This is a genomic window from Sphingobium aquiterrae (assembly GCF_037154135.1).
In the GTDB taxonomy this organism is placed as follows: domain Bacteria; phylum Pseudomonadota; class Alphaproteobacteria; order Sphingomonadales; family Sphingomonadaceae; genus Sphingobium; species Sphingobium aquiterrae.
Genome location: NZ_JBANFL010000003.1, coordinates 1 through 13290 on the forward strand (window position 1 = coordinate 1; position 13290 = coordinate 13290).

Here is a 13290-nt window from a genome sequence, read left to right on the forward strand (position 1 = left end):
GACAACCTGATTCAACCGACCGGCAGATAGCTCTTTCCTGATGACGGCATAACTCTGAATTTGTCCACGCTGCCTAGGGCATTTTTAAGTCAGGTGGCCTCACCTGACGCCTCGGGAAATGCGGAAAAAAAGAGCATGCCCTGAAGCAGGCCGTCACGCCGGGCCGCAACCCCGGCGCAGGCCACGGCGATGTTCGCACAGCGCATGGCAGCCCATCGGGCGGTCCTGGCGGTCGTCCTTGCGCCCCGGCACGGGCAGTTCCACGGTGCCGCCGCCGCATAGCTGCACGCGCAGGCCATGCGATGCCGGCATGGGCGCGGCATTGCCCATGGTCGCGGCGGCCATCAGGCCAAGCACGGCCGCGACCCTGGACGGGATGGCCCTAAATGGCATTGCTGAACCGCGCCTCGGCGGGCTTCAGATAGCTGTCGAAGGCCGAGGCGATGGCCCGCGCATAGGGTAGGCCGCCGGGCAGCAGCCGCAGCCCGCTCTCGGTCCGCTCGGCAAGGCCGCGCTCGGTGAAGCGGTCGAGGCCGGAGACCGGCGCGGTGCCCATTGTCTCCGCCGTGCCCCGGCAGAGGATATCCTCGATGATGCGGCCGCGCGCGCGATCCGCCTCGGTCCGCCACACGCCGCGCACCGCCGCCAGCTCACCCCGCGCCACCCGCGCGCGATAGGCGCCGGCATTCTTTTCATTCTGCACGATCAGGTCGGGAAACATGCTGATCGCGCTGGTGCCAAGGCCGATCAGATGATCGCTGGTATCATCCGTGAAGCCCTGGAAATTCCGGCGCAGCACGCCCCGCTCCGCCGCGAGGGCGAGCGAATCGCCGGGCAGCGCGAAATGATCGAAGCCGATGGCGCGATAGCCCGCCGCCGTCAGCCGGTCATAGCCCAGCGCCGCCATGTCGAAGCGCTGCGGGCTGGCGGGCAGTTCCCCGGCATCGATGCGGCGCTGGCGCGGCAGCAGGCGCGGCATATGGGCATAGCCGAACAGCGCGATGCGCGCGGGCCGCATGGCGATGGCGGCGGCGAGCGTATCGTCCAGATCATCGACGCTCTGGCCCGGCAGGCCGTACATCAGGTCGAACCCCACGGCGATGCCCTGCGCCTGCAGGCCCTTCACCACCGCCTCCACCATCTCGCGCGGCTGCACCCGGCCGATGCGCTGCTGCACATGCGGGGCAAAGGTCTGCACGCCCAGATTGACCCGCCGCACGCCCAGCGATCCCATGGCGGCCACCCATTGGCGGTCGAAGCGGCGCGGGTCGATCTCCACCGAGATTTCCGCGTCGCGAATGGCAAAGCACAAGGTCAGCTGCTGGAAGATCCGCACGAAATCGACCAGCGGCAGCGCGTTGGGGCTGCCCCCGCCAAAGGCGATATGCCGTACAACCCCGCGTCCATTCAATCGCGCGGCGACCAGCGCGATCTCCTGCTCCAGCGCCTCGACATAGGCGGACAGGCGGCTCGCGCGCCCCGCCGCCCCGGTGTTGCACCCGCAATACCAGCAAATGTCGTGGCAATAGGGGATGTGCAGATAAAGCGACAGGTCGGTGTCCGCCGCGATCTCCTCCAGCCGCCCGGCCAGCGCCTGCGCGCCGACATCCTCGGAAAACTGCGCGGCCGTCGGGTAGCTGGTGTAGCGCGGAACCGACGCTTCCAGCAGATCGGGATAATAATGCCTCATATCCTGCACCATCCCACAGGCGCGGCCGCCCGGCATTGAGGCAGGTCAAATAATCGCTTGCGCAGGATCAATGACCGCGCCGCGCCGCAAGCGCACACGCCATCCCACAAGTTCATGAAAAGGGATGGAGAAAACCCATGAAAATGAAGATGATATTGCTGGCCACGGCCGCCGTCGCGGCAGGCTTCGCCGCCCCGGCACAGGCCAAGCAGGGCGATGTGCTGGTACGCCTGCGCGGCATCATGGTGGCGCCGAACGAAAAGAGCGGCAGCGTGCTGCCCGCCTTCCCCGGTGAGAAGGTGAAGGTCGACAATTCGATCATGCCGGAAATCGACGTCACCTATATGGCGACCGATCATATCGGCTTCGAGCTGATCGCGGCGACTACCAAGCATACGGCGAGCGGACGCACGGGCACCACCGGCAGCATCGGCAAGCTCGCCTCCACCTGGGTGCTGCCGCCGACGCTGACCGTGCAATATCACCCGATCGTGGAGGGCAAGATCCGCCCCTATGTCGGCGCTGGCGTCAACTATACGCTGTTCTATTCCGAAAATGCATCGAGCGGGCTGGAAGCCGCCGTCGGCAAGACGAAGGTGCATATGTCCGACAGCTTCGGCTGGGCCGCGCAGGCGGGCGTGGACATCGACCTCAACGACAAGATGTTCCTGAACCTCGACGTCAAATATATCGACATCGACACCACGACGCGCCTCAACACCACCGCGGCGGGCGTGCAGCGCGTCAAGGTCAACCTCGACCCGCTGGTCTTCGGCGTGGGCGTCGGCATGCGCTTCTGATTTCCCGGGAGGGGCAAGGCATGAGGGGCGGACCGCAAGGCCCGCCCCTTTTGTCATGTCCGGTGCTGTTCAAGAGGATTGAGGATTGAATGGCTGATTTCGACCAGAGGCGGACGCCTAGTCATCGTCACCCTGAACGTGTTTCAGGGTCCATTTCTCCGAATTGAGCGAAGGCGTGTGTGGCGCGATGGATGCTGAAACACGTTCAGCATGACGAAAAATGAATGTCCGCCAACCACCCCCTAGCCGTCATCCCGGACTTGATCCGGGACCCATGAGCCTCAACCTTCCCTTGACGCGCAAGCGGTGAGCCAATGGATACCGGGTCAAGCCCGGCATGACGGCAGCGAAAATGTGGCCACATTCCACCCATGACAAATACGCCACAAAAAAAGGGCGGCCCCGACCATCCGTCGGAGCCGCCCCTTGGTCGCTTGCGCCGGCCTCAGAGCGTGCGTTCGAGCAGCATCAGCGAGGGATCGCCTTCCAGCTCGCGCGCCACGAAGCCCTGTTCGCGTTCCAGGTCGATCGCGGCATGGTTCTGCCGGCTCTCGATGGACTGGAGCCGCTTCACACCGCGGGCCTTCGCCTGATCGGCCAGATATTGCAGCAGCGTCCAGCCGATGCCGCGCCCCTTGAAGCCCGAGCGGATCGAAATGGCGACCTCGCCGACGTCGAGGCTGGCGTCGGCGGCCAGCGTGCCCGCCGCGATGATCTCGTTGCTGTCCGGTGCGAAGGCCAGGAAATTCTCGCGATGATGATGGTCGCAATGGGTCATGTCGTGCAGTTGCGCGCTCGTCACCGCCGGGGCGGAGCTGAGGAAGCGGAAACGGCGGTCGTCATCGGAAACCGACGCGAAGAAATGCGCGAGGGGCTGGGCGTCGGCCTCCACGACCGGACGGACCAGGAAGCGGAATCCGGTGCGGGTTTCGAGGGTTTCAAGCGTGGTGGCGGAAGAGTCCATGGCTAGCAGCTCCTGCATTTCACCCGATATGGGCGCTGGCGGCCTGATGCCTTTTGCGGCCATGCACGGCCATCCGTAGTGTTCCGTAAACCGGGGTCAAAGCTCGTTCGGGGCGCCGATGCACTCCTTCACCTCATAGGGCATGACATGGCCGCCCGGCTCCGTCAGCATCAGCACGGCCCCCCGGCGGATCGGCTGGCGCGGCACGGGATGGGGCGGCACATCGGGCACCGTCGCAAAGCCCAAGCCCTGCGGCGTATGCGTCACATAGCCATGCCGGTCCGGCTCATTGGGCCAGAAACGACGCACGGTCGCCAGTTCCGGATTGCGGCACAGCGCCGCTTCGTCAATCATCCCGTCCTTCTGCAGCGGCAGGCGCAGCACATAGCTGCGCGCCACGGACCCCCTGGGGAAATCAGCCGTACGGGCAAGTTCAAGCCTTATCGTCTTCCACATCATCGATGAGAGATCGCGATTTCCCGCGTAAAGAGAAATACGGACAATCCCGGATGGAGTGCAGATCGGCGAGGTTGTAGCCCCTGGAAGAGCAATTTCGCCCGGCCCGGGAGAGCCACGCCATGAAGACCATCCTGTTGCACATCCACGACGACACCGCCCAGGAAAGCCGCCTGCAGGCCGCGTTCGACATCGCCCGTGCGACCGGAGGCCACATCAGCTGCCTTCAGGTGACGCCGATCCAGGACTATGTCGCGATGGATATGTTCGGCGGCTCCTATGTGTTGCCGGCGGACATCGCCTATATTCGCGAGCAGGAGGCGAAGGAGCGGACGGAGATCGAGACCCGGCTGACCCGCGAGGGCGTGTCGTGGGACTGGCGGCACATGGACGGAGACGTCGTGCGCTGCCTGCTCCATGCCTCGCGCCTTGCCGACGTCGTCGTCGTCACCCTGCCGCCCGCCGGGCGCCGGGCCGATGACGGCCCCCTCTCCATCGTCGCCGATCTGGCCGTCAGCAGCCGCCATCCGGTGCTGGCCGTGCCCCATGACGTGGCGGCGTTCAACTGCGCCGGTCACGCCGTGATCGCCTGGGACGGATCGCATGAGGCAGCCATCGCGCTCAGCGCCGCGGTGCCGCTGCTCAAGGTCGCCGAACAGGTGCATATCGTGACCGTCGAGGAGCCGGGCAAGCGCGATTTCCCGGCGACCGATGCGTCGGAATATCTGTCGCGCCACGGCATCCATTCCGAACTGCATGAATGGCCGCGCAAGGACCGGACGATCGAGGAAGCGCTTGCCAATGCGATCAACGAACTGGCGGCGGACTGGATCGTCATGGGCGCCTTTGGCCACAGCCGCCTGCGCGAGACGATGTTCGGCGGCGTGACCCGCTATCTCCTTGGCGCGGCACGGGTTCCCCTCTTGCTGGCGCATTAAAATACCGCCATGGTCGGGGCATGGCCGAACATGAAGTCCAGCAACCTGAAGCCGAGCCCGGTACGCTTGAACAGGCCGTGCTCGGCTCCATTCTGGCGACCGTTCCGGATGCGCTGATCGTCATCGACGAACGGGCCACGATCGTGTCGTTCAGCGCGGCGGCGGAACGGATGTTCTCCTATGCCGAAAGCGAAGTGGTGGGCGAGAATATCTCGATGCTCATGCCTTCGCCCGATCGCGAGCGGCATGACGGCTATATCAGCCATTATCTGGACACCGGCGAGCGGCGCATCATCGGCATCGGCCGGCTGACCACGGCGCGGCGGCGCGATGGCTCCACCTTTCCCATCGAGCTTTCGGTCGGTGAAGTGCATGACCATGGCCGGCGCTTCTTCACCGGCTTCATCCGCGACCTGACCGAGCGGCAGCGCACCGAACGGCGCCTGCAGGACCTGCAGGCGGAGCTGGCCCATACCACGCGCGTCACCGCCATGGGCACGCTGGCCTCGGCGCTCGCCCATGAGCTGAACCAGCCGCTGACCGCCATCGCCAATTATATGGAGGCGGCGCGCGACCTGCTCGCGCAGGATGGGCCGGTCGACCGCGACCTCCTGGCCGAAGCGATGGACGAAAGCGCCGGACAGGCGCTGCGCGCGGGGGAGATCATCCGCTCCTTGCGCGAATTCATCCGCCGGGGCGAGCCGGACCGGCAGCCCGAACCGTTGCGCAGCCTGTTGTCGGAGGGCGCGGCGCTGGCCTTCATCAGCATCGAAAGCCGGGGCATCGACATGGACATCCATGTCGATGCCGCCATCGGCATGGTGATGGTCAACCGGGTGCAGATGCAACAGGTCATCATCAACCTTGTCCGCAATGCGGTGGAGGCGATGGCGGGCCGGTCGGTGCGCATCCTGCGCATCTCCGCCAACAGGACCGAGGACGGTCGCGTGGAGGTGACCGTCGCCGACAGCGGGCCGGGCCTGGACCCGGATATTTCACGGCGGCTCTTCACCCCGTTCAGTACGACCAAGGCCACCGGCATGGGCGTGGGCCTTTCGATCAGCCAGACCATCGTGGAGGGGCATGGCGGCCGCATCTGGGCCGAGCCATCGCAATGGGGCGGCACCGCATTCCATTTCACCATAGACAATGCCGAGTAACAGCATGAGCGACAACAAGGGCACCATTCATGTCGTCGATGACGATGAGGCGATCCGCCGGTCGTTGAGCTTCCTGCTCAAGACCAGCGGCTATGCCGTCCGCCTCTACGATGGCGGCACCAGCTTCCTGAAGGAAGCCGCGGAACTTGAGCCCGGCTGTGTCCTGCTGGACGTGCGGATGCCCGATATCGACGGGCTGGAGGTCCAGGCGCAACTGCGCGCCAGGGGCATCATGATCCCGGTCGTCATCATGACCGGCCATGGCGACGTCGACATGGCGGTCGCGGCGATGAAGGCGGGCGCCAGCGATTTCATCGAGAAGCCGTTTGAAAAAGCCGCGCTGCTCGCCTGTATCGAGGCCGCGACGCAGCAAGCCTTTGCCCAGCGCGGCGTGGGCGCCCGCGCCGAGGAAGCGCGCGACCGGCTGAACGTGCTGACCGAGCGCGAACGCGAAGTGCTGCAGGGCCTGGTCAAGGGCCTGCCCAACAAGACCATCGCCTATGATCTTGGCATCAGCCCGCGCACGGTGGAAATCCACCGCGCCAACCTGATGACCAAGCTGGAGGTCCGCAGCCTTGCCGAAGCGCTGCGCATCGCCTTCCAGTCCGGCATGGAATGAGCCGCGGGCGACGCGCGCGCGCCGGTAGGGACTATTACGGATAGGTTGCGACGCAGCATCGCGCCAAGCAGCGACCATGGACATGCATTTTGACATGGCGCAAAACGCGCCCGCGCCCAGCCCCGCGTCCTGCGACGCCGCGGACATGTGCCGCACGCCCGCACCGAGCCAGAACGCGTGCGAACGCTGCGCCGTGCGCACCCGCGCCATCTGCGCCACGCTGGACAGCGAGGAGATCGCCGCGATGAACCGTATCGGCCGCCGCGTCACACTGCAGGCCGGGCAGACGGTGATGTGGGAAGGCGATGATTCCACGGTCGTCGCCAATGTCATCGAAGGCACGCTGAAGCTCTCCACCGCCACGGGCGACGGGCGCGAGCAGATCGTCGGCGTCGTCTACCCTTCCGATTTCATCGGCCGTCCCTTCGGCCGCACCACGCCGCACAGCGTGACGGCGCTGACCGATGCGCGGCTCTGCCTGTTCACGCGCGGCGCGTTCGACGGCTTTGCCCGCGAGCATCCCGACCTGGAACACCGGCTGCTGCAGCGCACGCTGGACGAGCTGGACCGGGCGCGCAGCTGGATGCTGCTGCTGGGCCGCAAGAGCGCGCAGGAGAAGGTCGCGACCTTCCTGCAGGACATCGCCCGGCGCATGGCCGGCGACCAGGACGAAGAGGGCCGCCGGCATTTCGACCTGCCCCTGTCCCGCCAGCAGATGGCCGATGTGCTCGGCCTGACGATCGAGACGGTCTCGCGCCAGATGACGCAGCTGGCCCGCACCGGCGTGATCGCCCTGAGCGGCCGCCGCGGCGTGGAGATCCGTGACCTGAATCGGCTGGAAAACCTGGCCGAAGGCGCCTGATTCCAAACACTTATACTCAACACCAAGGGATTAGGGACAATTCCGTAAAGACCCGCTCCGCCGCTTTTGACAGAGGTCAATGCCATGACCGGGCGGGTACAGCATGACCCGCCGCAAAGGCCAAAGCGGGGACATTTATGGAAAAGCTGGTGATGAAGTCGGGCGGATGGTTCGCCCTGGCGACGGCGGCCTTCATGGCCGCCCTGTTCGCCGTCGACAGCGGTTTTGCCGTGCATATGGGGATCGTCACAGTGGCTGCGCTGCTCGTCGCGATCGTGACCATGCGCGGCGCCGACTATCTGGGCATCGCCCGCGGTATATTGAAGATGCCGTCCAATCAGGGCGAATATGATGACGATCCGATCCGCTGGGGCGTGATCGCGACCGTCTTCTGGGGATTGGCGGGTTTCCTTGCCGGCCTCTACATCGCCCTCCAGCTCGCCTATCCGGCGCTGAACCTGGGCTTTGAATATACCAGCTTCGGCCGCCTGCGCCCGCTGCACACATCGGCGGTGATCTTCGCCTTTGGCGGCAATGCGCTGATCGCGACCAGCTTCTACGTCGTGCAGCGCACCTGCCGCGCGCGGCTCGCCTTCCCGGCGCTCGCCCGGTTCGTCTTCTGGGGCTATCAGCTGTTCATCGTGCTGGCCGCCACCGGCTATCTGATGGGCATCACCGAGGGCCGCGAATATGCCGAGCCCGAATGGTATGTCGACCTGTGGCTGACGATCGTCTGGGTCGCCTATCTTGTCGTCTTCGGCGGCACCATCCTGAAGCGTAGCGAGCCGCATATCTATGTGGCCAACTGGTTCTACCTCAGCTTCATCCTGACCATCGCGATGCTGCACATCGTCAACAACCTGTCGGTGCCGGTCAGCTTCCTGGGGTCGAAAAGCTACAGCGCCTTTGCCGGCGTGCAGGATGCGCTGACCCAATGGTGGTACGGCCATAATGCGGTGGGCTTCTTCCTGACCGCCGGCTTCCTGGCGATGATGTATTATTTCGTGCCCAAGCAGGCGGAACGGCCGGTCTACAGCTATCGCCTGTCGATCATCCACTTCTGGTCGCTGATCTTCCTCTACATCTGGGCGGGTCCGCACCATCTGCACTATACCGCGCTGCCCGACTGGGCGCAGACGCTGGGCATGGTCTTCTCGATCATGCTGTGGATGCCCAGCTGGGGCGGCATGATCAACGGCCTGATGACGCTGAACGGCGCATGGGACAAGATCCGCACCGATCCGATCATCCGCATGATGGTGATGGCGCTGGCCTTCTACGGCATGAGCACCTTCGAAGGGCCGATGATGTCGATCAAGTCGGTCAACAGCCTGTCGCACTATACCGACTGGACCATCGGCCACGTCCACTCCGGCGCGCTGGGCTGGAACGGCATGATCACCTTCGCCTGCCTCTATTACATGACCCCGCGCCTGTGGAACCGCCAGCGGCTCTACTCGCTGCGGATGGTGAACTGGCACTTCTGGTGCGCGACCATCGGCATCGTGCTCTATGCCGCCGCCATGTGGGTCGCGGGTATCATGCAGGGCCTGATGTGGCGGGAATATGGGAGCGACGGCTACCTCGTCTACGCCTTCTCCGAAGTCGTGAGCGCGATGTTCCCGATGTACCTGATCCGCGCGGCCGGTGGCCTGCTCTACCTCTCCGGCGCGATCATCATGGCGATCAACATCGGCATGACCATCGCCGGCAGGCTGCGCGAGGAAAAGCCGATGCGCGAGACCGCCCATGACACGGCCGCCGACCGTCCCCTCCTGGCAGCCCAGCCTGCATGACCTGCCTCTCCTCCGTTCGGGCCGCCCGGCCCGGACGGACGGTGGGCTTCCTTTCGAGGACCAGACAATGACAGAACAATCAAAGGGCAAGTTCTTCGACCATGGCAGGCTGGAGCGGAACATCTCGCTGCTCGGCATCGCCGCGCTCGTCACCGTCGCCATCGGCGGCATCGTGGAGATCGCGCCGCTGTTCTGGATCGACAGCACGATCGAGAAGGTGGAGGGCATGCGCCCCTACACCCCGCTCGAACTGGCGGGCCGGAACATCTACATCCGCGAGGGCTGCTACAACTGCCACAGCCAGATGATCCGCCCCTTCCGCGACGAGACGGAACGCTACGGCCATTACAGCCTGGCGGCCGAGAGCATGTACGACCATCCCTTCCAATGGGGGTCCAAGCGCACCGGGCCGGACCTGGCCCGCGTGGGCGGCAAATATTCGGATGAATGGCATGTCCAGCATCTGAAGGACCCGCGCGCGGTGGTGCCCGAATCGATCATGCCGACCTATCCCTTCCTGGCCGAGCGCGAGCTGAAGGCGGGCGACATGACGCAGCATCTGACCGCGCTCACCGATGTCGGCGTGCCCTACAGCAAGGAAGCGATCGCCGCGGCCAATGACGACCTGAAGGCGCAGGCCGACCCGACCGCCGACACGGCCGCGCTGATCAAGCGCTATCCCAAGGCGCAGGTCCGCGATTTCGACGGCGATCCGGGCAAGCTGACCGAGATGGATGCGCTTGTCGCCTATCTCCAGATGCTGGGCACGCTGGTCGATACCAACGCCGCCGCCGCGCAGGAGAAGCCGCAATGAGCTACGACGCGCTCAGGCATTTCGCCGACAGCTGGGGCCTCGTCTTCATGGGCGTTTCCTACGCGATCCTCGTCGGCTGGCATTTCCGCCCCGGCGCCCGGCATCGCAGCGGCAGCGCCGCGACGATGATCTTCGACACCGATCATGAGAACAGGGAGGCCGAACATGGCTGATCCGACCAAGAAGAAGGTGGACGAAGCCACCGGCACCTCCACCATGGGCCATGAATGGGACGGCATCGAGGAACTCGACACGCCGCTGCCCCGCTGGTGGCTGTGGACATTCTACGCCACGATCGTCTTCGCGATCGGTTATGTCGTCGCCTATCCGGCGATCCCCATGGTGCATGACTATACGCGCGGCATGCTCGGCTGGTCGAGCCGGGGCTCGCTGGACAAGGAACTGGCCGCGCAGGACGCGCGCATGGCGCCGATCCGCAAGGCCATCGCCGCCACCGACATCACCGCCCTGCCCGGCAATCCTCAGCTGATGCAGGCCGCGATCGAGGGCGGACGCGCGACCTTCAAGGTGCATTGCGTGCAGTGCCACGGGTCGGGCGCGGCAGGGTCCAAGGGCTATCCCAACCTGAACGACGACGACTGGCTGTGGGGCGGCGACCTCAAGACCATCGAGACCACGATCACCCATGGCATCCGCAACCCCGACCATGCGCAGACCCGCATGTCGATGATGCCCGCCTTCGGCCGCGACCAGCTGCTGCAGCCCGACCAGGTGAACGATGTCGTCGCCTATGTCCGCGCCATCAGCCATCAGGACGGCGCGACCGCCGCCGCCCGGCGCGGGGCAAAGGTCTTCGCCGACAATTGCGCCGTGTGCCATGGCCCGCAGGGCCGGGGTGGCCGCACTGTCGGCGCGCCCAACCTGACGGACGGCATCTGGCTGTATGGCGGCGACGCGGAGACCATCCACCAGACCGTGTGGAACAGCCGCCAGGGCGTGATGCCGCGCTGGAACGACAAGCTCGACACCGCGACCATCCGCATGCTGGCGACCTTTGTCCACAGCCTGGGCGGCGGTGAGACGACGCCGGTGGCGGTAGCGGCGGCGGATACGGCCAATGCGTCGGGAGCAGCGGGCAATGCGCAGCCCTGAGCCCTCCCATCCGTTCGGGCTGAGCCTGTCGAAGCCCCGTCCTTTCCTGTTGGCCACCGTGCGGCGGGAAGGACGGCGCTTCGACGGGCTCGGACTCGATCCGGGGACGAACGGAACACAAAAAGCAGGATCGCGTCCATGAACGCCCCCACCACCGCCTCCCTCTACGAAAAGCGCAAGGGCGTGTACCCCAAGGCGGTCGACGGGTTCTTCCGTCGCCTGAAATGGGCGATCATGGCGGTGACGCTCGCCATCTACTGGGTGACGCCGTGGATCAGGTGGGATCGCGGGCCCTATGCCTCCGATCAGGCGGTGCTGATCGACCTTGCCCATCGCCGCTTCTACATGTTCTCGATCGAGATCTGGCCGCAGGAATTCTATTATGTCGCCGGCCTGCTCATCATGGCGGGCATCGGCCTGTTCCTCGTCACATCGGCCGTGGGCCGCGCCTGGTGCGGCTATGCCTGCCCGCAGACGGTGTGGACCGACCTTTACCAGCATGTCGAACGCTTTATCGACGGCGACCGCAATGCCCAGATTCGCTTGGCCAAGGCACCCTGGGGACCGGCGAAGATCGCCCGGCGGCTCTTCAAATGGGCGGTCTGGCTGCTGATCGCCTTTGCGACCGGCGGCGCATGGATTTTCTATTTCGCCGACGCGCCGACGCTCCAACATGAATTCTGGACCGGCCATGCCGCGCCCGTCGCCTATGGCACCGTGGCCTTGCTGACCGCCACGACCTTCCTGTTGGGCGGTTTCATGCGGGAACAGGTGTGCATCTATATGTGCCCCTGGCCGCGTATCCAGACCGCGATGCTGGACGAGAAGTCGCTGATCGTCACCTACAAGCACTGGCGCGGGGAGAAGCGCGGCAGCCTGAAGCGGGCGGAAGCCCATCCCGGCGCATATGGCGACTGCGTCGATTGCAACCAGTGCGTCGCCGTGTGCCCCACCGGCATCGACATCCGCGAAGGGCCGCAGATCGGCTGCATCACCTGCGCGCTGTGCATCGACGCGTGCGACAAGGTGATGACGCAGGTCGGCCGTCCGCGCGGCCTGATCGACTATTGCACGGAGGATGACGCGAAGGCGGAGATGGCCGGCAAGCCCCCCCGCCCCCTCATCCGTTCGCTGCTGCATGTCCGCACGCTTGTCTATCTCGGCATCTGGAGCGCCATCGGCCTTGCGATGCTGTTTGCCCTCGGCTCGCGCACCCGCATCGACATCGCCGCCCAGCAGGACAGGAACCCGATCTTCGTGCGCCTCTCCGATGGCGATATCCGCAACGCCTATACGGTGAAGCTGCGCAACATGGAGGCGCGACCGCGCCCGATGGCGGTCGGCATCGCCGGCCTGCCGGGCGCGCGGATGTGGACCGACGAAGGCACGCGCGAAGGCGCAACGCCCATGCTCACCACCACCGTGCCCGCCGACAGCGTCGCCAAGCTGCGCGTCTTCGTCGCCGCGCCCGCTGCCGGCGAGCATCGGCAGGACTTCAGCTTCACCGTCCGCGCCCAGGACAAAGAGGGCGGCAACGACAGCGAACACGCCAGCTTCGAAAGGCCGACACCATGACCCAGGCACCCCATGCGACCGACGGACAGACGCCGAAAGCCTTTCGCATGAAGGGCTGGCATGTGCTGGGCATCTTCGTCGCCTTTTTCGGCGTCGTGATCGCGGTCAACATCTATATGGCGACGGTCGCGGTGGGCACGTTCGGCGGCACGGTGGTCGACAACAGCTATGTCGCCAGCCAGGAATTCAACGGCTGGCTGAAACAGGCGCGCGCGCAGGACGCGCTGGGCTGGAAACAGCAGATCGTGCGCGGGGATGACGGCCATCTGCGCCTGACCCTGGACGATGCCGGGGGCGCGCCGATCCTTGGCGCGACCGTCGTTGCCACGGCCATCCACCCGCTCGGCCGGGCCGACGACATTCCGCTGCGCTTCGTCGCTGTCGCGCCCGGCACCTACCGCGCGACCACGCCGCTGCCCGCCGGCCGGTGGACCGTCCACTGGCAGATGACGGCGCAGGGCCATGACAAGCGCTTGATAGAGGATGTTCGCTGATGGCCACCG

15 protein-coding genes are annotated in these 13290 nt (G+C 65.6%); 11 read left to right on the forward strand and 4 right to left on the reverse strand.

Features of this window, described 5'->3' with window-relative positions; all coding sequences use genetic code 11:
* Positions 1 to 153: 153 nt before the first annotated feature.
* Positions 154 to 393 carry a hypothetical protein gene (locus WFP78_RS03950; protein WP_336958928.1) on the reverse strand — a complete coding sequence of 80 codons (240 nt, stop codon included), beginning with the start codon at positions 391 to 393 and terminating at the stop codon, positions 154 to 156.
* Positions 383 to 1690 carry an oxygen-independent coproporphyrinogen III oxidase gene (hemN, locus tag WFP78_RS03955; protein WP_336958930.1) on the reverse strand — a complete coding sequence of 436 codons (1308 nt, stop codon included), beginning with the start codon at positions 1688 to 1690 and terminating at the stop codon, positions 383 to 385. Before hemN ends, WFP78_RS03950 begins: the two co-directional genes overlap by 11 nt.
* A 137-nt stretch (positions 1691 to 1827) precedes the next feature.
* On the opposite strand from hemN, the gene WFP78_RS03960 reads away from it, so the two are divergent.
* Positions 1828 to 2490 (forward strand): OmpW/AlkL family protein, encoded by a 663-nt coding sequence (locus WFP78_RS03960; protein WP_336958932.1) that lies wholly within the window; start codon positions 1828 to 1830, stop codon positions 2488 to 2490.
* A 445-nt stretch (positions 2491 to 2935) separates the two neighbouring features.
* Here WFP78_RS03960 and WFP78_RS03965 read toward each other — a convergent pair whose 3' ends face one another.
* Both WFP78_RS03965 and WFP78_RS03970 read right to left on the reverse strand, forming a co-directional pair.
* Positions 2936 to 3454, reverse strand: a complete 519-nt coding sequence (locus WFP78_RS03965) for a GNAT family N-acetyltransferase (protein ID WP_336958934.1) — start codon at positions 3452 to 3454, stop codon at positions 2936 to 2938.
* A gap of 96 nt (positions 3455 to 3550) precedes the next feature.
* Positions 3551 to 3853 (reverse strand): hypothetical protein, encoded by a 303-nt coding sequence (locus tag WFP78_RS03970; RefSeq protein WP_336958936.1) that lies wholly within the window; start codon positions 3851 to 3853, stop codon positions 3551 to 3553.
* A gap of 179 nt (positions 3854 to 4032) precedes the next feature.
* Between WFP78_RS03970 and WFP78_RS03975 the strand changes: the two genes are divergently transcribed.
* The 10 genes from WFP78_RS03975 (at position 4033) to WFP78_RS04020 (ending at position 13281) form a co-directional block, all read left to right on the forward strand.
* The gene (locus WFP78_RS03975) at positions 4033 to 4848 is read left to right on the forward strand and encodes a universal stress protein (RefSeq protein ID WP_336958938.1); all 816 of its coding nucleotides are present in this window, start codon (positions 4033 to 4035) and stop codon (positions 4846 to 4848) included.
* A gap of 20 nt (positions 4849 to 4868) precedes the next feature.
* Positions 4869 to 6008, forward strand: a complete 1140-nt coding sequence (locus WFP78_RS03980) for a sensor histidine kinase (protein ID WP_336958940.1) — start codon at positions 4869 to 4871, stop codon at positions 6006 to 6008.
* 4 nt (positions 6009 to 6012) lie between these two features.
* Positions 6013 to 6627 carry a response regulator FixJ gene (gene fixJ / locus WFP78_RS03985; RefSeq protein ID WP_336958944.1) on the forward strand — a complete coding sequence of 205 codons (615 nt, stop codon included), beginning with the start codon at positions 6013 to 6015 and terminating at the stop codon, positions 6625 to 6627.
* Between the two features lie 76 nt (positions 6628 to 6703).
* Positions 6704 to 7489, forward strand: a complete 786-nt coding sequence (locus tag WFP78_RS03990; protein ID WP_336958946.1) for a Crp/Fnr family transcriptional regulator — start codon at positions 6704 to 6706, stop codon at positions 7487 to 7489.
* Positions 7490 to 7626: 137 nt separating this feature from the next.
* Complete coding sequence (ccoN, locus tag WFP78_RS03995; protein ID WP_336958948.1) at positions 7627 to 9285, forward strand: cytochrome-c oxidase, cbb3-type subunit I; 1659 nt, start codon at positions 7627 to 7629, stop codon at positions 9283 to 9285.
* Between the two features lie 67 nt (positions 9286 to 9352).
* Positions 9353 to 10099 carry a cytochrome-c oxidase, cbb3-type subunit II gene (gene ccoO, locus WFP78_RS04000; RefSeq protein ID WP_336958951.1) on the forward strand — a complete coding sequence of 249 codons (747 nt, stop codon included), beginning with the start codon at positions 9353 to 9355 and terminating at the stop codon, positions 10097 to 10099.
* Positions 10096 to 10272 (forward strand): cbb3-type cytochrome c oxidase subunit 3, encoded by a 177-nt coding sequence (locus WFP78_RS04005; RefSeq protein ID WP_336958954.1) that lies wholly within the window; start codon positions 10096 to 10098, stop codon positions 10270 to 10272. The genes ccoO and WFP78_RS04005 overlap by 4 nt, the downstream gene beginning before the upstream one ends.
* The gene (ccoP, locus tag WFP78_RS04010; protein ID WP_336958956.1) at positions 10265 to 11212 is read left to right on the forward strand and encodes a cytochrome-c oxidase, cbb3-type subunit III; all 948 of its coding nucleotides are present in this window, start codon (positions 10265 to 10267) and stop codon (positions 11210 to 11212) included. The genes WFP78_RS04005 and ccoP overlap by 8 nt, the downstream gene beginning before the upstream one ends.
* 138 nt (positions 11213 to 11350) lie before the next feature.
* Positions 11351 to 12787 carry a cytochrome c oxidase accessory protein CcoG gene (gene ccoG, locus WFP78_RS04015; protein ID WP_336958958.1) on the forward strand — a complete coding sequence of 479 codons (1437 nt, stop codon included), beginning with the start codon at positions 11351 to 11353 and terminating at the stop codon, positions 12785 to 12787.
* Positions 12784 to 13281, forward strand: coding sequence for a FixH family protein (locus tag WFP78_RS04020; RefSeq protein ID WP_336958961.1), 498 nt, complete (start codon positions 12784 to 12786; stop codon positions 13279 to 13281). Before ccoG ends, WFP78_RS04020 begins: the two co-directional genes overlap by 4 nt.
* Positions 13282 to 13290: the final 9 nt, after the last annotated feature.

Coding starts and splice junctions, on each gene's coding strand:
- WFP78_RS03980 (WP_336958940.1), top strand. CDS start 4,869: ATGGCCGAACATGAAGTCCAGCAACCTGAAGCCGAGCCCGGTACGCTT.
- WFP78_RS04020 (WP_336958961.1), top strand. CDS start 12,784: ATGACCCAGGCACCCCATGCGACCGACGGACAGACGCCGAAAGCCTTT.
- WFP78_RS03965 (WP_336958934.1), bottom strand. CDS start 3,454: ATGGACTCTTCCGCCACCACGCTTGAAACCCTCGAAACCCGCACCGGA.
- ccoN (WP_336958948.1), top strand. CDS start 7,627: ATGGAAAAGCTGGTGATGAAGTCGGGCGGATGGTTCGCCCTGGCGACG.
- WFP78_RS04005 (WP_336958954.1), top strand. CDS start 10,096: ATGAGCTACGACGCGCTCAGGCATTTCGCCGACAGCTGGGGCCTCGTC.
- fixJ (WP_336958944.1), top strand. CDS start 6,013: ATGAGCGACAACAAGGGCACCATTCATGTCGTCGATGACGATGAGGCG.
- ccoG (WP_336958958.1), top strand. CDS start 11,351: ATGAACGCCCCCACCACCGCCTCCCTCTACGAAAAGCGCAAGGGCGTG.
- hemN (WP_336958930.1), bottom strand. CDS start 1,690: ATGAGGCATTATTATCCCGATCTGCTGGAAGCGTCGGTTCCGCGCTAC.
- WFP78_RS03950 (WP_336958928.1), bottom strand. CDS start 393: ATGCCATTTAGGGCCATCCCGTCCAGGGTCGCGGCCGTGCTTGGCCTG.
- WFP78_RS03960 (WP_336958932.1), top strand. CDS start 1,828: ATGAAAATGAAGATGATATTGCTGGCCACGGCCGCCGTCGCGGCAGGC.
- ccoP (WP_336958956.1), top strand. CDS start 10,265: ATGGCTGATCCGACCAAGAAGAAGGTGGACGAAGCCACCGGCACCTCC.
- WFP78_RS03975 (WP_336958938.1), top strand. CDS start 4,033: ATGAAGACCATCCTGTTGCACATCCACGACGACACCGCCCAGGAAAGC.
- WFP78_RS03990 (WP_336958946.1), top strand. CDS start 6,704: ATGGACATGCATTTTGACATGGCGCAAAACGCGCCCGCGCCCAGCCCC.
- ccoO (WP_336958951.1), top strand. CDS start 9,353: ATGACAGAACAATCAAAGGGCAAGTTCTTCGACCATGGCAGGCTGGAG.